General features: G+C 47.0%; 16 protein-coding genes and 1 riboswitch. Of the genes, 2 read left to right on the top strand and 14 right to left on the bottom strand.

The annotated features are described in order from the left end of the window. Window positions 1–303: 303 nt before the first annotated feature. Window positions 304–1,161: a glutamate racemase gene (gene murI, locus BEB54_RS16320; protein ID WP_088542110.1), complete on the bottom strand. Its 858-nt coding sequence runs from the start codon at window positions 1,159–1,161 to the stop codon at window positions 304–306. Continuing rightward, a complete protein-coding gene (gene btuB / locus BEB54_RS16315) occupies window positions 1,106–2,944 on the bottom strand; it encodes a TonB-dependent vitamin B12 receptor BtuB (RefSeq protein WP_088542111.1) in 1,839 nt (612 codons plus the stop codon). Before btuB ends, murI begins: the two co-directional genes overlap by 56 nt. 65 nt (window positions 2,945–3,009) lie before the next feature. Beyond that, window positions 3,010–3,199: riboswitch (cobalamin riboswitch) on the bottom strand. A 113-nt stretch (window positions 3,200–3,312) separates the two neighbouring features. On the opposite strand from btuB, the gene trmA reads away from it, so the two are divergent. Continuing rightward, window positions 3,313–4,413 carry a tRNA (uridine(54)-C5)-methyltransferase TrmA gene (gene trmA, locus BEB54_RS16310; protein ID WP_088542112.1) on the top strand — a complete coding sequence of 367 codons (1,101 nt, stop codon included), beginning with the start codon at window positions 3,313–3,315 and terminating at the stop codon, window positions 4,411–4,413. Window positions 4,414–4,452: 39 nt separating this feature from the next. On the opposite strand, the gene BEB54_RS16305 is transcribed toward trmA, so the two are convergent. Together BEB54_RS16305 and fabR are read right to left on the bottom strand one after the other, a co-directional pair. Further along, window positions 4,453–4,812: a YijD family membrane protein gene (locus tag BEB54_RS16305; RefSeq protein WP_000806411.1), complete on the bottom strand. Its 360-nt coding sequence runs from the start codon at window positions 4,810–4,812 to the stop codon at window positions 4,453–4,455. Then, window positions 4,812–5,462 carry an HTH-type transcriptional repressor FabR gene (gene fabR / locus BEB54_RS16300; protein WP_123057348.1) on the bottom strand — a complete coding sequence of 217 codons (651 nt, stop codon included), beginning with the start codon at window positions 5,460–5,462 and terminating at the stop codon, window positions 4,812–4,814. Before fabR ends, BEB54_RS16305 begins: the two co-directional genes overlap by 1 nt. A 331-nt stretch (window positions 5,463–5,793) precedes the next feature. Here fabR and sthA point away from each other — a divergent pair, with 331 nt between their 5' ends. After that, window positions 5,794–7,194, top strand: a complete 1,401-nt coding sequence (sthA, locus tag BEB54_RS16290; RefSeq protein WP_001120810.1) for a Si-specific NAD(P)(+) transhydrogenase — start codon at window positions 5,794–5,796, stop codon at window positions 7,192–7,194. Here sthA and oxyR read toward each other — a convergent pair. From oxyR to BEB54_RS16240, 10 genes are all read right to left on the bottom strand, one after another. After that, window positions 7,177–8,094 carry a DNA-binding transcriptional regulator OxyR gene (oxyR, locus tag BEB54_RS16285; protein WP_001025939.1) on the bottom strand — a complete coding sequence of 306 codons (918 nt, stop codon included), beginning with the start codon at window positions 8,092–8,094 and terminating at the stop codon, window positions 7,177–7,179. The two genes, sthA and oxyR, sit on opposite strands and share 18 nt — an antisense overlap. A 251-nt stretch (window positions 8,095–8,345) precedes the next feature. Beyond that, the gene (locus tag BEB54_RS16280; protein ID WP_000382176.1) at window positions 8,346–9,629 is read right to left on the bottom strand and encodes an MFS transporter; all 1,284 of its coding nucleotides are present in this window, start codon (window positions 9,627–9,629) and stop codon (window positions 8,346–8,348) included. A gap of 66 nt (window positions 9,630–9,695) precedes the next feature. Further along, window positions 9,696–10,910 (bottom strand): D-mannonate dehydratase ManD, encoded by a 1,215-nt coding sequence (gene manD / locus BEB54_RS16275; RefSeq protein WP_000690928.1) that lies wholly within the window; start codon window positions 10,908–10,910, stop codon window positions 9,696–9,698. 488 nt (window positions 10,911–11,398) lie between these two features. Beyond that, complete coding sequence (locus tag BEB54_RS16270) at window positions 11,399–12,877, bottom strand: FGGY-family carbohydrate kinase (protein WP_088542114.1); 1,479 nt, start codon at window positions 12,875–12,877, stop codon at window positions 11,399–11,401. Between the two features lie 16 nt (window positions 12,878–12,893). Continuing rightward, on the bottom strand, window positions 12,894–13,757 hold the full coding sequence (locus tag BEB54_RS16265) for an L-ribulose-5-phosphate 3-epimerase (protein ID WP_001550398.1): 864 nt from the start codon (window positions 13,755–13,757) through the stop codon (window positions 12,894–12,896). Next, window positions 13,757–14,803 (bottom strand): ABC transporter permease, encoded by a 1,047-nt coding sequence (locus BEB54_RS16260; protein WP_088542141.1) that lies wholly within the window; start codon window positions 14,801–14,803, stop codon window positions 13,757–13,759. Before BEB54_RS16260 ends, BEB54_RS16265 begins: the two co-directional genes overlap by 1 nt. A 13-nt stretch (window positions 14,804–14,816) precedes the next feature. Next, the gene (locus BEB54_RS16255; protein WP_088542115.1) at window positions 14,817–15,809 is read right to left on the bottom strand and encodes an ABC transporter permease; all 993 of its coding nucleotides are present in this window, start codon (window positions 15,807–15,809) and stop codon (window positions 14,817–14,819) included. After that, a complete protein-coding gene (locus BEB54_RS16250) occupies window positions 15,802–17,319 on the bottom strand; it encodes a sugar ABC transporter ATP-binding protein (protein ID WP_161398286.1) in 1,518 nt (505 codons plus the stop codon). Before BEB54_RS16250 ends, BEB54_RS16255 begins: the two co-directional genes overlap by 8 nt. A 63-nt stretch (window positions 17,320–17,382) precedes the next feature. Further along, the gene (locus BEB54_RS16245) at window positions 17,383–18,387 is read right to left on the bottom strand and encodes a substrate-binding domain-containing protein (RefSeq protein WP_105282234.1); all 1,005 of its coding nucleotides are present in this window, start codon (window positions 18,385–18,387) and stop codon (window positions 17,383–17,385) included. A 122-nt stretch (window positions 18,388–18,509) separates the two neighbouring features. Further along, window positions 18,510–19,319: a DeoR/GlpR family DNA-binding transcription regulator gene (locus BEB54_RS16240; RefSeq protein ID WP_032304256.1), complete on the bottom strand. Its 810-nt coding sequence runs from the start codon at window positions 19,317–19,319 to the stop codon at window positions 18,510–18,512. Window positions 19,320–19,500: the final 181 nt, after the last annotated feature.

The following is a 19,500-nucleotide window of genomic DNA, read 5'->3' as shown; positions in this document are numbered from 1 at the left end:
TTTTTCGTCTTGCGACGTTAAGAATCCGTATCTTCGAGTGCCCACACAGATTGTCTGATAAATTGTTAAAGAGCAGTGCCGCTTCGCTTTTTCTCAGCGGCGCGGGGTGTGCATAATACGCTTTCCCGCTACAGAGTCAAGCATTTTTTTGCTTTTCTCTGTCGAGATTCTCAGGAGAACCTCGCTGACCCGGCGGCGTGTTTGCCGTTGTTCCGTGTCAGTGGTGGCGCATTATAGGGAGTTATTCCGGCCTGACAAGAGGAAATTTAAAATAATTTTCCGAATGCGCAACATTCAACCAAATCAGTCTGAAACTGCCAGTTTTTCGAGCGTTTTGAAGCCGTAACGCTGTAAAACGGGTAATAACTGTTCAGCTTCTGGCGTCATGTCCATGCAAAAGGCAATATTCGCATCGGCGGATTTTGCATCCGGGGCTTCATGTTCTAACAACCAGGCCGTTCGGCGAGCAATCGCAGCGCCTGAATCCACCAGCCGTGTTCCCTCTGGCAGTACCTGTAACAGTTCTTCTTGTAGTAGAGGGAAATGGGTACACCCCAGTACAACGGTATCTGGCGGCTCTTTCATTCTTAACCACGGACGCAAGATACGTTTTAGCGCATCCAGAGAAACATCTTCGCCATGCAGCTTCGCTTCAGCCAACTCAACCATCTCTGCCGAGCCCAGCATTTCTATCTGGCATTCATTAGCGAAACGCGTGATCAGCTCATGAGTATAAGAACGTTTAACTGTTCCGCGGGTTGCCAGTAATCCGACAATGCCATTAGCTGTCAGACGTGCCGCTGGCTTAATTGCCGGAACGACACCGACAACCGGGAACGCAAACTTCTCGCGTAATGCAGGAAGTGAAACGGTACTGGCGGTGTTGCAAGCGACCACTGCCAGCGCAAGGGGATAGCGTTCTTGCACTGCGGTGACAATTGCCACCACTCGCTCAACAATAAACTCTTCGCTTTTTTCGCCATACGGGAAAGCGACGTTATCGAAAGCATAAATGTAATGGAGATCCGGTAAGAGATGCCGGATCTCGTCATAGACCGACAACCCACCAACGCCGGAGTCAAACACCAGCACGGTGGGACGTGGTTCAGAAGGTGTAGCTGCCAGACAAGGTGTATTCCCGTCCTGCAGTTTGGTAGCCATAGACTGTCTCATAATCTTTGTCGAACAGGTTGGCTATTTTACCACGAACTGTCAGGTGAGAGGTGACCGGATACGCAACCGCAAGATCCCACACACTCAGTCCCCCCATTTTCACCCTACGGGCATTGTCAAAGTCGTAATCGTATCGCTCACCGATGTACTGATACGTAACATCCCATCCAAGCTCATAAATCTCACCGCTCAACTCATATTTTACCTGCTGTTTTGCGCGACGATAGAGTTGCTGATCAGTTTCATCATCGCGGGGGTCAACATACTGCAACGTCAAACGATGATCGACTGGACCAGTTATGAGATTACCCGTCCATTCAAGGCCCTTAATTGTCGCGGATTTGACGTTAAAATAGGTATTTTTGTTGTAGTCAATCAGATTCTGGATTTTGTAGTGATAGGTCGACAAGCGCCAGTCAACTGGACCGGTTAGGCCTTCTAATCCAGCCTCCCATTGCTTAGATTCTTCTGGCTTCAAATTAGGGTTAGAAGCAATACCGAATCGCTCTGCGCCAAATTGTTGACCAAGCGAAGGAGCCAGGAAACCTGTTCCATAGGAAAGCGTTACTTTGTAATTATCAACAAACTGCCATCCTGCCGCCGTTTGCCAAGTACCATGCCAGCCGAACTGACCATCGTGATCCTCACGACCAGAGGCTTCCAGCGTGACGTTGTCAATTTGCTGCTGCCCGGTCAGATAAAGCCCGGTGTTGTTGCGCTTATAGTTATCTGTGCCATAAGCACCGAAGGACATCAGTTTTTCCTGTTTCCAGTCCGCTCCTGCGCTGATAGCACCATGTCCAACAATGACATTGTTACCCCACTGGATATAACGTTGCTCCATATCATCAAGAGTATAACCTGACGCGTAACGTCTAGCCTGACTGCTGTAGTTGTAGTCCTTAATGCGCTGATAATTTGCAACCAGCTGAGAAGAATAGATCCCCGAATTAAAACGCAACCCCGTATCCCACGACTGCGTATAATTTTGATGCTCGTCATTGCCGCCATCATATCCCCAGTTCCCCTGGTCGTAATCAGCATTACTGGCATAACCATAACCACGGAAGTAACCATCAAACTGATCGTTAAATTTGTGCTCAATTCCGCCCCAGAACAGCTTGTTGCGATAACCATCGCGATCGCTATCTCCGCTATAGCTTGAGTATGGCTGGATGTTGAAACCTTTGGTCGTTTGATAAGCCCCTGCAGCAGTCACGACCGTGTCACCAAAACGCTGACGGTAAGTACCATCGTATTGCTGGTAACCTTTCGAACCAATACCGATATTAATCTGCGAACGCTCTTCATTCGTCATAGTAATGATGTTGACAACACCACCAATCGCGCCAGAGCCATAAACTGCCGAGCGCGGACCGCGGATATATTCGATACGCTGGACCAGCGAGACCGGGATCTGGTCAATCTCTGAGTTATTCGAAATACCAGGGCGTGCTACTGGAATGCCATCGACTAACACCAGAACGTGTTTCGCTTCAGTTCCCCGGATAAAAAGAGAAGAACTCTGCCCCATACCACCATTCTGTGCGACATCAACGCCAGGCAAGCGGCGCATCACATCCAGAACAGTTCTGGATTGCCAGCGTTCGATATCCTCACGCGTGACAATATCCGTCGGAGCCAGAACCGTATTGACCGGTTGCTGAAAACGGTTAGCAGTAACGACGAGAGTATCCGGGCTGGTATCCTGTGCCCAAGCGGAAAATGCCGTGACGGAACACGCCGTCAGCAGCGAAGCTTTTTTAATCATTGTAAAGCATCCACAATAGAAGAAGGATGCCGCAGGCTTCATCAATATTACGCGATGATGAGAACCAGATGCGACGTTAGCCGGCAGGTCTTCGGGCTTGGAGGGGTATATAAAATACTAAGAGATGATGACTTCCCACCGGATGGCAGTGTCCGCATAACGCAATCATCGCACCTTTCCTTACCGCTGCGCGTCAGCTCCAGATTTGCACTGGATTCCCTATTAACTCACAGGACCGGCGAGTGGATGCTACAGGTTGTAACAAGTTGCTGTCCAGACGTAGCTCACAAATAGGAATACATCAAGATCTGGACATCTGATGAGCAATCCCTACAATCGCCGCGTACATTTCATTTTCAGGATACATCATGACCCCCGAACACCTTCCAACAGAACAGTATGAAGCGCAGTTAGCCGAAAAAGTGGTACGTTTGCAAAGTATGATGGCGCCGTTTTCTGACCTGGTTCCGGAAGTGTTTCGCTCGCCGGTCAGTCATTACCGGATGCGTGCGGAGTTCCGCATCTGGCACGATGGCGATGACCTGTACCACATCATTTTCGATCAACAAACCAAAAGCCGCATCCGTGTAGATAGCTTCCCCGCTGCCAGTGAACTCATCAACCAGTTGATGACGGCGATGATTACGGGTGTGCGTAATAATCCCGTTCTGCGCCACAAGCTATTCCAGATTGATTACCTCACTACGTTGAGTAATCAGGCGGTGGTTTCCCTGCTGTACCATAAAAAGCTGGATGACGAATGGCGTCAGCAGGCGGAAGCTCTGCGCGATGCGTTGCGCGCACAAAATTTAAATGTGCATCTGATTGGTCGGGCAACGAAAACCAAAATCGCGCTGGACCAGGATTACATCGACGAACGTCTGCCGGTCGCAGGGAAAGAGATGATCTACCGTCAGGTAGAAAACAGCTTTACCCAGCCGAACGCGGCGATGAATATTCAGATGCTGGAATGGGCGCTGGACGTCACCAAAGGCTCAAAAGGCGATTTACTGGAGCTGTACTGCGGCAACGGTAACTTCTCATTAGCCCTGGCGCGCAATTTTGATCGGGTATTAGCCACCGAAATCGCCAAGCCTTCAGTCGCTGCCGCGCAATACAACATTGCCGCTAACCATATTGATAACGTACAAATTATTCGTATGGCGGCAGAAGAATTTACTCAGGCGATGAAGGGTGTGCGCGAGTTTAACCGCTTGCAAGGGATCGATTTAAAGAGTTATCAATGCGAAACCATTTTTGTCGACCCGCCGCGCAGCGGTCTGGACAGTGAAACCGAGAAAATGGTGCAGGCGTATCCACGTATTCTGTATATCTCCTGCAATCCGGAAACGTTATGCAAGAATCTGGAAACATTAAGCCAGACGCACAAGGTTGAACGTCTGGCTCTATTTGATCAGTTCCCCTACACGCACCATATGGAGTGCGGCGTATTACTGACCGCGAAGTAAAACCTATGCCGGATGCGCCAGCATCCGGCATGATACCGATTACTCAGCAACTTCCTGCTTACGGTTACGCATCTTCGCGCCAATCCAGAACACCATAATGACGGACAGTACTGCCGGGAAGAAGTTAGAACCGATATCCGGATATTCCGCACGAACCACAGTGCTATACAGCAGAACGCCGAGAATAAAACAGGCAGCTGCCAGACCCGGCAAGCCTACCGGCATAGTGCGATTAAGATAACGTTGATGCAGGCAGTAAACCGTCAGCACCAGGGAAATAATCGGGAATACAGAAAATGGCACAATGGAGCTAAACAGCGCTGCGAAAGTACCATTAATCGATAAGCCAGCCACCAGCGCCAGCAGCAGCGTACCTCTATCTTGATTTGCTTGTTTCATTACTCGTCCTTCACATTTCCCGGAATAATTGCGGTTTTCTCTTGTTCACGGCGATACCAGTAATAAGCCCCTTTCGAAATCATTCGCAGTTGCAGTACCAGTCGCTCTTCTAATTGCCGACGTTGTTCGATGCCGACGTCCAACGCCTCGGCCCCCGCACTGAAGACAATCGTCACCATGGCTTCGGCTTGCGCTTCAGTAAACGCACGCGGCATATGGTTTTCGAGTTCCAGATAGTCCGCAAGTTCCGCAATGAAGTGCTGAATTTCACGCGCAACGGCGGCACGAAACGCAGCGGAGGTGCCGGAGCGTTCCCGCAATAATAACCGGAAGGCGTTAGGATTATTACCGATGAACTCCATAAATGTGGAGACCGAGGTGCGGATCACACTCCCGCCTTTGGCGATACGCTGACGCGCCTGGCGCATGAGTTGGCGTAGCATTAAACCGCTCTCATCAACCATGGTCAGACCCAGTTCGTCTACGTCGCGGAAATGCCGGTAAAAAGAGGTGGGAGCAATGCCCGCTTCACGCGCCACTTCACGCAAACTCAGGCTGGCGAAGCTGCGTTCAGCACTTAATTGGCTAAATGCGGCTTCCACCAACGAACGGCGGGTTTTTTCTTTTTGTTGCGCTCTTACGCCCATCACGATGTCTGAATCCTTGCCAAAAGTACTGCTGGCACTATACCAGAGAATGAACATACTGGATTGCTCCAGTGTTGTGAATGAACCGTAACGCAATAAAACATATTTACTGCAATTCTTTGGCTGGTTCTTTTACGAACATCGGAAACCTGCCGCTTAAACGGTGAGTATTGGCGATAAAAATCCAATAAAACGTTCAAGGCAAAAGTAAGAAACAGACAAAGCAAAGGCCGCTCACGATATAGCCAGATAAATGACGGGGATCAATTGGCTTACCCGCGATAAAATGTTACCATTCTGTTGCTTTTATGTATAAGAACAGGTAAGCCCTACCATGCCACATTCCTACGATTACGATGCCATAGTAATAGGTTCCGGCCCCGGCGGCGAAGGCGCTGCAATGGGCCTGGTTAAGCAAGGTGCGCGCGTCGCAGTTATCGAGCGTTATCAAAATGTTGGCGGCGGTTGCACCCACTGGGGCACCATCCCGTCGAAAGCTCTCCGTCACGCCGTCAGCCGCATTATAGAATTCAATCAAAACCCACTTTACAGCGACCATTCGCGACTGCTCCGCTCTTCTTTTGCCGATATCCTTAACCATGCCGATAACGTGATTAATCAACAAACGCGCATGCGTCAGGGATTTTACGAACGTAATCACTGTGAAATATTGCAGGGGAACGCTCGCTTTGTTGACGAGCATACGTTGGCGCTGGATTGCCCGGACGGCAGCGTCGAAACACTAACCGCTGAAAAATTTGTTATTGCCTGTGGTTCTCGCCCTTATCATCCAACAGATGTTGATTTCACCCATCCACGCATTTACGACAGCGACTCAATTCTTAGCATGCACCACGAACCGCGCCATGTACTTATCTATGGTGCTGGAGTGATCGGCTGTGAATATGCGTCGATCTTCCGCGGTATGGATGTAAAAGTGGATCTGATCAACACCCGCGATCGTCTGCTGGCGTTTCTCGATCAGGAGATGTCAGATTCTCTCTCCTATCACTTCTGGAACAGTGGCGTAGTGATTCGTCACAACGAAGAGTACGAAAAGATCGAAGGCTGTGACGACGGTGTGATTATGCATCTGAAGTCGGGCAAAAAGCTGAAAGCCGACTGTCTTCTCTATGCCAACGGTCGTACCGGTAATACCGATTCGCTGGCGTTACAGAACATTGGGCTGGAAACTGACAGTCGTGGACAGCTGAAGGTCAACAGCATGTATCAGACCGCACAGCCACACGTTTACGCGGTGGGCGACGTGATTGGTTATCCGAGCCTGGCGTCGGCGGCCTATGACCAGGGGCGCATTGCCGCGCAGGCGCTGGTGAAAGGCGAAGCCACCGCACATCTGATTGAAGATATCCCTACCGGTATTTACACCATCCCGGAAATCAGCTCTGTGGGCAAAACCGAACAGCAGCTGACCGCGATGAAAGTGCCATATGAAGTGGGCCGCGCCCAGTTCAAACATCTGGCACGCGCACAAATCGTCGGCATGAACGTGGGCACGCTGAAAATTTTGTTCCATCGGGAAACAAAAGAGATTCTGGGCATTCACTGCTTTGGCGAGCGCGCTGCCGAAATTATTCATATCGGTCAGGCGATTATGGAACAGAAAGGTGGCGGCAACACTATTGAGTACTTCGTCAACACCACCTTTAACTACCCGACGATGGCGGAAGCCTATCGGGTAGCCGCGTTAAACGGTTTAAACCGCCTGTTTTAACACTTTATCGAAATGGCCATCCATTCTTGCGCGGATGGCCTCTGCCAGCTGCTCATAGCGGCTGCGCAGCGGTGAGCCCGGACGATAAACCAGGCCAATAGTGCGGCGTGGTTCCGGCTTAATACACGGCAAATAAACAACCCCATCGCGTTTGCGCTCCGGCGGCACAGCCAGTGCAGGCAGTAAAGTGATCCCGCTACCTGCCGCCACCATGTTGCGCAGAGTTTCCAGGCTGGTCGCGCGGAAGTGTGTATCTTCATCCGCCCCGGCTTCAAAGCAGAACCCCATTGCCTGATCGCGCAAACAGTGACCATCTTCCAGCATCAGCAGTTTTTCCCCTGCCAGATCGGCCATCGGTACGCATTCGCGGTTCGCCCACGGGTGATCTTCATAGATAGCCAGCAACATTGGCTCATCAAACAACGGCACTTCAATGAATGCTTCGCTCTCTTTCACCAGCGCGAGGATCACGCAATCGAGTTTGCCGCTGTCCAGTTGCGCCAGTAACTGGTGGGTCTGTGCTTCATGCAGATACATTTCCAGCTTTGGAAAGGTCTGGTGCAGCATCGGGATAATATGCGGTAACAGGTAAGGCCCAACCGTGGGAATCAAACCAATATGCAGCGGTCCGGACATCGTCTCACCCTGCTGGCTTGCCATCTCTTTAAGGACTTTCACCTCACGCAGCACGGTACGCGCCTGATCCACCAGCAGCATTCCCGCCTGGGTGAATAACACTTTACGGCTGGTCCGCTCCAGCAACATCACGCCCAGCTCATCTTCCAGCTTACGAATTTGCCCGCTAAGCGTCGGCTGGCTAACGTGGCAGGAATCTGCCGCACGCCGAAAATGGCGGTGTTCAGCCAATGCCACCAGGTACTCAAGATCACGAATATTCATTATCCATCCTCCATCGCCACGATAGTTCATGGCGATAGGTAGAATAGCAATGAACGATTATCCCTATCAAGCATTCTGACTGATAATTGCTCACAGAAACGGAGCGGCACCTCTTTTAACCCTTGAAGTCACTGCCCGTTTCAAGAGTTTCTCAACTCGAATAACTAAAGCCAACGTGAACTTTTGCGGATCTCCAGGATCCGCTTTTTTTTATTCTACAGGCCCACAGCAAGAAAGCCTGATAGTAACAGTTACTCAATCCGATCTTTGACAATAAAGAAGTAACACAGCGCCCCGGTGAACGTCACACAGGCCGCGATAACCAGCGCCAGATTAAACGAGTGCGTGGTATCCACTACCCAACCGGTTACGATCGGAGCAAAGGAAGCAAAAACAAAACTGCCAAAGTTTTGAATCCCGGCGATGGAAGCCACTTTTGTTTCTGACACCATCACCTGCACCAGTCCCCATGCAGATGTTCCCGCGAAATGCACGCAGAACAGCGCCATTGAGATAAACGCTACAGCCTGGGCTGGCGAGGAGGATTGCACGACCAGCAACGTGCCTAATGCCGACATCATCAAACCGCAGACAATAGCCGTTTTACGCGTCTTCGCCAGGTCGTAGCCTTTTTTCGCCAGCCGATCGACAACAATACCGTTAACCCACATCCCGACCGCCGCCGCGAGGAAAGGAATCGCCGCCACCCAACCGGTTTTCGCCAGACTGAAGCCTTGCTCGGCTTGTAAATAACCGGGTAACCACGCGATGTAGAGCCAACCGGTATAATTGACGCCAGAGAAACCTAAAATCATCCCCCAGGTTGTCCGATGCTTAAACAGCGCCAGCCACTCGCTAAATTGTAATTGTGGACGCGGTTTAACCGGCGCGGAGAGATAGGTCCGTTCTTCGTCGGTCAGGACAAACTGCGCCCGGTTGCGATACCACGCGTACCAACAGATCCCAACCAGAATCCCCGCCACGCCGATGATGACGAACATTGCCCGCCAGCCCCATGCCAGCTGCATCAATACAAGAGCAGGAGGCGCAATAGCCTGACCGATAACGGTAGATGAGTTAAAAATCCCCAGCGCCGTGCCGCGTTCTTTTTGCGCATACCAGTCGGTGATCGACTTTACTCCCGCAGGCATAAATGGCGCTTCGCCAATACCCAGACCGATACGCATTAAAATAAAGTGGCTAAAAGAATTAACCATTCCTGTTAATGCCTGCATTAATGACCAGAATATTAAGCCTGCGCCTAAAACTATTCGTGGGCCAAAGCGGTCTAGCAAAATACCGGAAGGGAGTTGTGAAAAACCATAAGACAGAGAAAATGCAGAAAGCAAAACGCCAAATTCTGTCGCCGATAATCCTAACTCGCCACGAATCGCTTCGCCTGCCACGCTCAATGACGAACGGTCGAGGAAATTAACGATCCCCGCCATAAATAATAAAACCAGCGTTACTGTCTGAATACGACGAATCCGTTGCGGTTTATTACCCGCAACACTGGTTGACACATCAACGTCCATTTTTAGCTCCTTGAGCGGAATTAATCGATTTGCTGACTATTCAGAAAATAATTAAGCGAACCGTTATTACCAGTTCCACAATGTGCCATCTTCCAGTCGTGCGACGGGGAGATACGCCGGGTCATACGGATATTTCGCCGCCAGTTTCTCATCGAAAGAAATACCCAGCCCCGGTTCATCGCCTGGGTGCATATAACCTTCATCGAAGCGCCAGCTGTGCGGGAAGACTTCAAGCATTTGTTCGGAATAGCCCATGTACTCCTGAACACCAAAGTTTGGCACCCAGAGGTCAAAATGCAGCGCCGCCGCATGACAAACAGGCGATAAATCTGAAGGGCCATGCGAACCGGTACGTACCTGATAAAGCGATGCAAAATCGGCAATCCGTCGCATCCCGGTAATGCCGCCTGCATGGGTAATCGTCGTGCGAATATAGTCAATCAGCTGCTCTTCGATTAACTGCTTGCAGTCCCAGATACTGTTAAACACTTCACCGACCGCAATCGGCGTCACAGTATGCTGGCGAATCAGACGAAAACATTCCTGGTTCTCGGCAGGCGTCGGATCTTCCATCCAGAACAGGCGGTAATCCTCAATGCTCTTCCCAAAGCGCGCCGCTTCGATAGGAGTCAGGCGATGGTGCATGTCATGCAACAGATGTTCGTTAAAACCGAACTTATTACGCACCGCTTCAAATAACTTCGGTGTAAAATCGAGATACTTTTCTGAAGACCACAACTGCTCTTCCGGCCACAGGCCTTTGGTTGCCGGTTCATACGCCAGTCCTTTGCCCTTCGCCAGGCCATAAGTGGTTTGCATACCCGGTACACCGCACTGCACACGAATCGCCTTAAAGCCCATCTGCTGGTGCTTTGCATAGTCTTCAAGGACTTCATCAATCGTGCGCCCGGTGGTGTGGCAATAAACCATCACGCCTTCACGAGAAGCCCCACCAAGCAGTTGATACAATGGCATATTTGCCGCTTTGGCTTTGATATCCCACAACGCCATATCAATGGCAGAAATGGCCGACATCGTGACGGGGCCACGTCGCCAGTAAGCACCTTTATAAAAGAATTGCCAGATATCTTCGATACGACTGGCATCGCGGCCAATTAATTGTGGACAAAGATGATCTTTCAGATAAGAAGCGACCGACAATTCGCGACCATTTAATGTGGCATCTCCCAATCCACAAAGTCCGCTTGCAGTGGTTATTTTAAGCGTAACGAAATTACGTCCTGGGCAAGTAACAAAAACATCTGCAGCAATAATTTTCATTATTGCAATCTCCTGTGTTGTAAATAGACGCTTCAAACTTAATTTTACGCCTACTACCATACAAGAGAGAAAGAGCGATTATTCAACCGTGATCACATTAAAAATAAAAATTTCCACCGAGGAACAAAAATATCCTCAAATCTCACCTACACTATTAACTACCATCGTTAAAACAACGTGTTAAATAATCACATAACAAATTCCTTTAAGGAAAGGAGTTATAACAACAACAAAAGATAATCATATTTTACTTAATTCAATACGTATCGATAGGTTTATTTAAAAAGGATTTTTCGGAATGAGAGATGAAAAGAAGATACACAAGCAGGAAGAAATACGATTAATATTAGTTGCGGTAAGGGTAGCCGTTCCTCCCTTCCGCAACCCATTAACCGTTGAAGTCACAGACTATTTCAGGCATTTCTCAACTCAAAATAACGACAGCCAACGTGAACTTTATGGCTCTCCAGGATCTGCTTTGTTTTCCATCAAACAACGGAGCTCAGCGCACTGGCTACCTGTTTAAAGCGAGCAAACCGTCGCCTGAGCATGTGTGCTTTTTCTACATTCGGTTCAAGACGAATCACGTTGAGCTGCGTAGCCTTCATGGCCTGTTTGAATCCAGAATAAGCCCCTCCTCCTACTGCCGCACACATTGCAGCCGCTCTACAACCTGACTGTTCAATATCGACAATTTCAAGAGGCATTTTGCTGGCATCACAAAACATCTGCATCCAGATTCTGGAATGCGTTGGCCCGCCAGAGAAACGAATCGTTTGCAATGACTTATCAATCTCAATAAGACGGTCCTGATGCAACAAATGAGAAAAGACAACGCCCTGATAAATAGCGTACACCAAATCTTCTCTTTTATGATGCCCACACAGCCCCAAAAATCCCCCGCTTAATGCCTCATGGTAATTCGAGCCAAACAACCACGGGAAAAAGAGAATATCATTCTGTTTCTCATACCCTCGTTCCACCCACTCATTAATCACCCGATAACTGTCAGGAAGACCCGGTAAAAATTGCTGCAAGAACCATGTTAAATTACTGGCTGATGTAGGGCTTCCCTCATGGGCGAAAAATGTACCTGGAATGCTAAATTTCCCCCATACATAGGGATAATCAGAAGGAATAATGCGATCAAAGATTCGCGTTGCAATTGACCAGGTGCCAGCAACCGCACTTAACGTTGTACTGTCATAGATGCCAGAAGTGAGCGCCGCACCAACGACATCAAAAACACCACCAAAAACAGGCGTTCCGGCGAGAAGCCCACATTGGCTGGCTGCTTCAGATGTCACAAACCCAGCTAAATCAGCGGAGCCAATAATATCGGGAACCTTACCCGCAACTTCCTTAATCTCAAATAGGCGAAAAAGTTCAGCATCATAAGCACTGGTATATTGATTATAAAAATTACTGCCTGAAATATTGGTTTCTTCACAAGCCAGTTTGCCAGTAAGCCGTGAACGTATGTAATCATGAACCATCAAAATGGTTCCGATGCGGCCATAATTGTCAGTCTCATGTTTTTTCAACCAATGCAATAGTGCTACAGGGTGCGATGGCCAGAGCTGTTGCAGACTACGGTGATAACTTTCGCGGTCAATTCCTTGTTCTTTCCAGCTTGCAACCAGTTGTTGTGCGCGAGAATCAGAGGAAACAATGCCGTGTCGTAAGGGCTTACCTTGCCGGTCGAGCAGGTACAAACCTTTACCATGAGCAGAAAAACTGATGCCATCAATCTGACTCGCAGTAATATTGTTATCTGACATCGACAGTGAAATGACCTGGCACGTTACCTTCCATAACGCCTCCATGTCGCGTTCGCAAAAACCAGGACATGGGCTTAACAGAGGTAACGCCTGCGAAGAGACACCTATTTCACGTCCTTCTGCCGTATAAATTCCCGCTTTGGTTTCTGTACCACCTAAATCGACACCAATAAAATACCGCTCCATGATCCCTCCTTAGTTTCTAAATATTATCCCAGCCGGCAAGGCGCATTTTCTCTTCAATCCATTGACGTGCATGAATAATTTCTAATAGAGGTTCCGTCGCTTTTTCTGTCCACATTTCTATCAGAAACGTTCCGCGATAATTAAGATTACGCAGGATCTTAAATAATTTAATAAAATCTACACACCCTTCACCAAAAGGAACGTCACGAAATTGCCCTGGAGAATCAGGCGTTACTGGGTACGTATCTTTAAGATGGATTGCGGCAATTCGATCAATCCCCTTTACCAGCTCACTTTCCAGTTCATTACCCCATGCGGTCAGATTGCCAACATCCGGATAAACGGTAAACCAAGGGGAATTAATTTTTGTATCCAGGACTTTCCATTTACTAATAGAATTAATAAATGGCGTATCCATGATCTCTACAGCACACATAACTTGTGCCGCTGCGGCCTGTTCAGCTGTCCAGGCCATCGCATCTTCAAACCAGGCGATAGTTTCTTCATTCTGCGGCTCATAATAAACGTCATAGCCTGCCAGTTGGATTGTTCGAATCCCCAAATCCTGCGCCAGGCGTAACGCCTTCAACATAATCGTACGTGCCTGCTGACGAGTATCTCTATCATGGCTACCAAATGGAAAACGCCGGTGAGCAGACAGGCACATTGTCGGAATACGGATCCCCGTTTGCTGAATGGCGCTAATAAGCTCCATACGCTCGGTGAGCGACCAGTCCAGGCGGGCGAGTCGTTCATCATTCTCATCTACCGACATCTCAACAAAATCAAAACCGCAAGATTTAGCCAGGGCTAGTTTCTCTACCCAACTGGTATTCCTGGGTAGCGCTTTTTCATAAATACCTAACGGGTGGCGTCGCATTATTTTCCCTCACGAGTGATCAATTGTTGTTGAAAGATTTTCCGGCTCTTATTCATGTCACGCTGCAACTGCCATTTTTGTTTGATGAATTTAAATGCCAGTGCGGCGATCAATGTGATCCCCCATACCGCCAGATTGAAATGCAAACTAAGTCCCAACAGACTAAGGCCGGTAGCAATAACCTGAAGCACAAGTAAGGCACAAAAAACATGACTGACTTTACCCGCCCCACCGAATGGATCTGTGCCTCCCAATACAATTGCAAGAACCGTCAAGAGCAGATAGGAATCGCCATAGCCCATACGCGCCGAATTAAATCGCGCGAGCATAATAAGACCTGCTAATACACACAACATGCTGGATATAGCATATATAGCAATTAATACGCGGTCGGTGCGAATACCGCTAAACCATGTGGCGTTAATATTACTGCCACACATATAAATCGTTTTTCCCGTACGGGTTTTGCCGAGGAACAGAGCTAAAGCAACGGTGGTGACGATAAAAATTATCATCGGTACTGGGATCCCCATGATAACTTCAGACCCAATACTGCGGACTACTGGTGGCATACCACTTAAAGCTGCCCCCTTAGTCAGGTAAATACCGATACCACTAATAATGGTCATGCTACCCAATGTGACCAAAATAGGGTGAGCGCCTATATGAGAAATAATTGACCCAGTAATAGCTCCAATGATGATGGCAATAAGCATCGCCCCGACAATAGCCAGGAAGAGCCAAAACAACTGACTACCTGTAGATGCATCTGCGGGTACATATTGAATCAACAGCCAGGCCATAAACAGGCTGGTCAGATTCGCAGTACCGATGATTGCCAGATTGAGCCCCCCGCTCAACATGGGTATAAACATCGCAAACGTGAGCAACCCAAGCTCTGGCAATTGAAATGCAATGCTCAGAAAAGTATTGCCGGTGAAAAAACGCCCCGGCATTACCAGACTAAATAACACCACCGCAATAAAACATATTGATAATAAGCCTGAACTGGTACCATCTAGTGGAACAAATATCCGCTTGTTCATTTCGATCCTCCCGTTAGACGAAACCAACATCAGTTTCTTTACGTTTTTTGTAATGGGTCACACAAATCGCCGAGACAATAACCACTCCAATAACGATATTGACGAAATAACTCGAGATGCCAATCAAATTAAGGCCGTTTTTAAGAATACCGATAAGAAATACGCCCATAAGCGTACCAATGACCGTACCACGTCCGCCTGATAAACTGGCACCGCCCAATACCGCTGCAGCCAGCACATCCAACTCTCCGCCAACCAATGCATTCGGCACAACTTCACTCATACGGTAAGCTTGCAGCATTCCACCAATTGCTGCAGCGGCACCAAGATAACCATAAGCAAACAGATAAATTAGCGACACCCGAATCCCAATACGTCTTGCTGATTCGGTATTCCCTCCCACGGCATAAAGCTGACGCCCAATATGGGTTTTGTTCATTATCATCCACGTCAGAAATGCCATTCCCAGCATAACCACTAACGTTAATCCGATCTGGTAATCTTCTCCGCCAAATTCAAAACTCAGGAAAGAACGCTGCGTAATCCACCAATCCGGTAAATCGTAAATACTGTGGCCATTAGTCAACCACATCAACATACCGAACAGTAGCGACTGCATACTAATCGTAATGATGATGGAAACGACATTAAGGTAATAAATAAGAATAGCGTTTATCAAACCAAAAATGATGCCAAGAAAAACAGCAAACACCAGACAGAAAAATGGATTTGATAGCGTTTCATTAAGCAGTAACGACGCCACAACATATTGCACAACCGAAGCTACTGCTGCAAAAGAGATATCAATTCCGCCAGTAACCAATACGACAAATAATCCGAGGGCGAAAATACCCGTTACGGCATAACTTTCCGAGAGATCGAGCAAGTTCTGTATTGATAAAAACTCATCGCTCATGATGGAAAAAAATACCAGCATGAGAACAATGACCCATCCTAACCAAGCTTCGACTGAACGAGGAAACCGCAGCCGCATAAAGCTAACCATTAATCACCTCCGCCAACTGCTGCTCGGTATAATTCGAAGGCAACAGCTCATTAATAATCTTTCCGCGCTTCATATGAAAAATACGATCGCAGTTATAATAAGCTTCTGGTGCTTCATCAGTAATTAATATCACTGAAATACCCACACCTGAAAGCCGATGAATAAGCTGGTAAATACTATCTTTTGCGCCAATATCTACACCTACCGTTGGCGCATCCAGAATTAAAACCTTAGGTCGTGTTAAAATCCATTTAGCCAGGACAACCTTTTGTTGATTGCCGCCAGATAGCGTTGAAAGTGGATTATTTGGATCGGTGACTTTAATATCCAAATCCTGGATCCACTCCTTGACTAAGGTTTCTTTTCGATTTTCATCAATAAACCCCGATGCCGTCTTTAAACGATCCAGAATCGAGAGCACCATATTATCGCTGATAGATTGGGGTAATACGGCCCCCAGTGTCAGGCGATCTTCTGAAACATATGCTATTCCCAGTTTTACCGCATGCGTGTTGTCTTTAATTGTAACGGGCTTACCTTCCAGATAAATATCACCACTATCTGGTCGAGTAATACCGAAAAGACTCAATGCTAATTCAGTTCTCCCCGCACCAAGTAAACCACACAATCCCAGAACCTCGCCCTGGTGTAGTTTTAGAGAAACATCTTCAAATTGCCCTTTTCTGCATAATTTGTTTAGTTCAAGGACTACTTTGCCTTCAACGCTATTTGGTAGCTTCTTCTGGTGGACTATAGTTTTTCCGGTCATTAACTCAGTAATATCGCCCGGAGAAAGTTGATTGGCGGCCCACGTTCCAATTATCTCTCCATCACGGATGACCGTAATCCGATCTGAAATTTCCTTAACTTCATCAAGGCGGTGGCTAACAAAAACTACGGTAATATTTTTATCGCGTAAGTAATTCACTGTGCGTAGTAATTGATTAACTTCTGTACGCGTCAATGATGCCGTTGGCTCGTCCATGATGACTAACCGGGCATCGGCAATCAGAGCCCGGCAAATCGCGACCTGTTGGCGTTGTGCAATCGGCAAATGTTGTACTAACGCATCAGGATCGAGATTGAATTGCAGCTCCTGAATTATTTTCTGCGATACATCTCGAAGTTGTTTTTTTCTGTGCAGCCCTAAATATCCCTTCAGGTTGTATTCAAAAGCGATATTTTCAGCAACAGAAAGATTTGGGAATAAAGAAAGATCCTGATATATCACCTGAATACCCAGTTCCCGAGCTTTATCAGGAGAAAGACGAGTCCAGGACTTATCATCTATAATAATTTCACTTCCCGAATCAGGGACATAAACACCACACAGCGTTTTGATCAGAGTACTTTTACCACACCCATTCGCACCAGCAAGACAATGAACCTCACCTTTATTTAAGGTAAGATTGATATTCTTTAGAGCCCTATGGCCACCGAAACTTTTCGTTAGTGACCTTAGCGTCACTAATGGTTGCTCCGCATTCTTCTCTATAATATGAGGCATCATAATATTCCTGAATACGACTAAAGGAATTCCGGGTCAAATTTGACCCGGTGATTTACGGTAAAATTACAAGCCTAGCTTCACTAAACGTCGTGTATTTTCAAGATCGAGCTTTTCTGGATTATCACTATAAATAGTGTTGTTATTAACCTTGATCTCGCCCATATCACCGATTTTTACACCGTCTTTAATAGGTTCACCGTTCATCATTGCCGTCGCAACCTGGACAAAAACCTTACCCGTAATCATAGGGTTTGAAATATATCCCCCATCAATGGCACCTTTTTCGAGTAGCTTAATTCCCTGACCTGGAGTGAAGGTTCCAAAAACGCAAATTGCATCATTTTTCTTCCGCTTATCAATAGCACGCCCCGCACCAATTGGTCCTTGTGAACCAAATGACATAATGCCTTTAAGATCTTTATATTTAGACATTAAATCGTTCGTCGTGCGCATTGAATCATCCACCGACTCAGCAACACCAAAACGATCTTCAACCAACGTCATATTTGGATAATGTTCTTTTTGATAGGCAATCGCGGCATTGGCCCAGTCATTTACCAAAGGCACAGTCAGACTGCCGACAAACATGGCGTATTTACCTTCTTCGCCCATACACTTCGCCATATCTTTCATATGATTGGCACCCATTGTCTGGGTATTTAACAACTCAAAATCCCAATCTGCATTTTTTTGATCTGGTGATTCGTGGGTAATAACTTTAATACCGGCTTCTTGTGCACGCTTAAGTACAGGTTCAAGAACCTTTGCATCGTTAGGAACAACACCAATAACATCCACTTTTCGTGCAATTAAATCTTCAATCGCCCGAACCTGTTCAGCTGGATCTGCCGTTGTAGGGCCGACCTGCCATGCATCAACCCCCAATAGTTTTCCTTCATTTTTAATGCCTTGTTCCATCACATTAAACCAGGGAATTCCACCGACTTTTACTACTACCCCCATCGTAAAAGGTTTATTCGCTTTTTGTGATGTTACAGTCTGATCAGCCCATGCAGCAGTGGAAGATAATACGGTAGCAATAAGGCAGGGTAAGATTAATTTTTTCATCGTAATTTCCTTAAGAAATAGTTCAGGTGTCAGGAAAACTCGATATAATATCGACCTGACTATTTATATAATTTATAATCCCTTAGGCATTGATTAATAATTTAGACAATAAATAACGCCTATTATTTATCAACCTCCACAATGTTTAATTGTGGAAATTGTGTTCGATACCGAGTATCTGTACAAACATTAGTCACCAGAATATCGATTTCATCCAGCGTGCATATTTTACTAAATGCATACTGTTCAAACTTAGTGGAGTCGACCAGCAATATTTTTTGTCCTGACACCTGAAGCATCACCTGTTTAAGTCTGGCATTAATTTCACTGCCATCGCGGACACCATTCCCCAGATTCAACCCCTGGCATGAAAAGAAAAAACTGTTGATTTGAAAATTTCGGATCGCACTCTCTGCAACCGGGCCATGAAAATCATCATGTCGCTCAGAATACTCACCACCGATACCAATAATTCGAACTCGATCACGGCAAGCTAACGCCTGAATTATCCGTAATGAATTTGTAACTACGGTAACATCTATATCGGGAATTTGACGAGCTAAAAACCAACAAGTACTACTGTTATCCATTAAAATACAATCACCAGGGTGAATAAATTGCAATGCGGCCTTCGCAATTCTGGCTTTTATATCAGGATTTTCTTCAGTCCGTTTACGGAATGATTCCGCACGATCGATACTATTATCTTGCCACGCATTATCGGCGAGCATAACCGGAGCGCTATCAGATGAATCCAGAGCGACCGCGCCACCAAAGCTACGGATTAACTTTTTGTTGCGCTCCAGTACCGTTAAATCCCGACGAATTGTCTCAGGAGACGCTTTAAATAATCGTGATAATTCAGTTACCCGCACAGCACCTTGTTTTTGTACATGTGCGCATATCATTTTATGGCGCTCTGCCTGCAACATAGTATCGGTCCGTTATTATCAAATTAGCATGCTTATATAATTAACTGTTCCCTCATAAAATAAAGTGATAGGAATCAAGATTCATTTTATAATTATAATCGCAAACAGGAATGGTGATCTTTATCACAAATTAAATTGAGAACACTCTACTATTTGACATTACTTTGAGATATCGGTCACT

It is taken from the genome of Escherichia sp. MOD1-EC6021, assembly GCF_002965245.1.
GTDB lineage: Bacteria > Pseudomonadota > Gammaproteobacteria > Enterobacterales > Enterobacteriaceae > Escherichia > Escherichia coli_F.
This window is presented reverse-complemented; position numbering and strand designations above follow the sequence as displayed.

Coding starts and splice junctions, on each gene's coding strand:
- BEB54_RS16270 (WP_088542114.1), bottom strand. CDS start 12,877: ATGGAGCGGTATTTTATTGGTGTCGATTTAGGTGGTACAGAAACCAAA.
- btuB (WP_088542111.1), bottom strand. CDS start 2,944: ATGATTAAAAAAGCTTCGCTGCTGACGGCGTGTTCCGTCACGGCATTT.
- BEB54_RS16265 (WP_001550398.1), bottom strand. CDS start 13,757: ATGCGACGCCACCCGTTAGGTATTTATGAAAAAGCGCTACCCAGGAAT.
- BEB54_RS16240 (WP_032304256.1), bottom strand. CDS start 19,319: ATGTTGCAGGCAGAGCGCCATAAAATGATATGCGCACATGTACAAAAA.
- BEB54_RS16260 (WP_088542141.1), bottom strand. CDS start 14,803: ATGAACAAGCGGATATTTGTTCCACTAGATGGTACCAGTTCAGGCTTA.
- BEB54_RS16305 (WP_000806411.1), bottom strand. CDS start 4,812: ATGAAACAAGCAAATCAAGATAGAGGTACGCTGCTGCTGGCGCTGGTG.
- BEB54_RS16255 (WP_088542115.1), bottom strand. CDS start 15,809: ATGGTTAGCTTTATGCGGCTGCGGTTTCCTCGTTCAGTCGAAGCTTGG.
- sthA (WP_001120810.1), top strand. CDS start 5,794: ATGCCACATTCCTACGATTACGATGCCATAGTAATAGGTTCCGGCCCC.
- trmA (WP_088542112.1), top strand. CDS start 3,313: ATGACCCCCGAACACCTTCCAACAGAACAGTATGAAGCGCAGTTAGCC.
- oxyR (WP_001025939.1), bottom strand. CDS start 8,094: ATGAATATTCGTGATCTTGAGTACCTGGTGGCATTGGCTGAACACCGC.
- BEB54_RS16280 (WP_000382176.1), bottom strand. CDS start 9,629: ATGGACGTTGATGTGTCAACCAGTGTTGCGGGTAATAAACCGCAACGG.
- BEB54_RS16250 (WP_161398286.1), bottom strand. CDS start 17,319: ATGATGCCTCATATTATAGAGAAGAATGCGGAGCAACCATTAGTGACG.
- murI (WP_088542110.1), bottom strand. CDS start 1,161: ATGGCTACCAAACTGCAGGACGGGAATACACCTTGTCTGGCAGCTACA.
- manD (WP_000690928.1), bottom strand. CDS start 10,910: ATGAAAATTATTGCTGCAGATGTTTTTGTTACTTGCCCAGGACGTAAT.
- BEB54_RS16245 (WP_105282234.1), bottom strand. CDS start 18,387: ATGAAAAAATTAATCTTACCCTGCCTTATTGCTACCGTATTATCTTCC.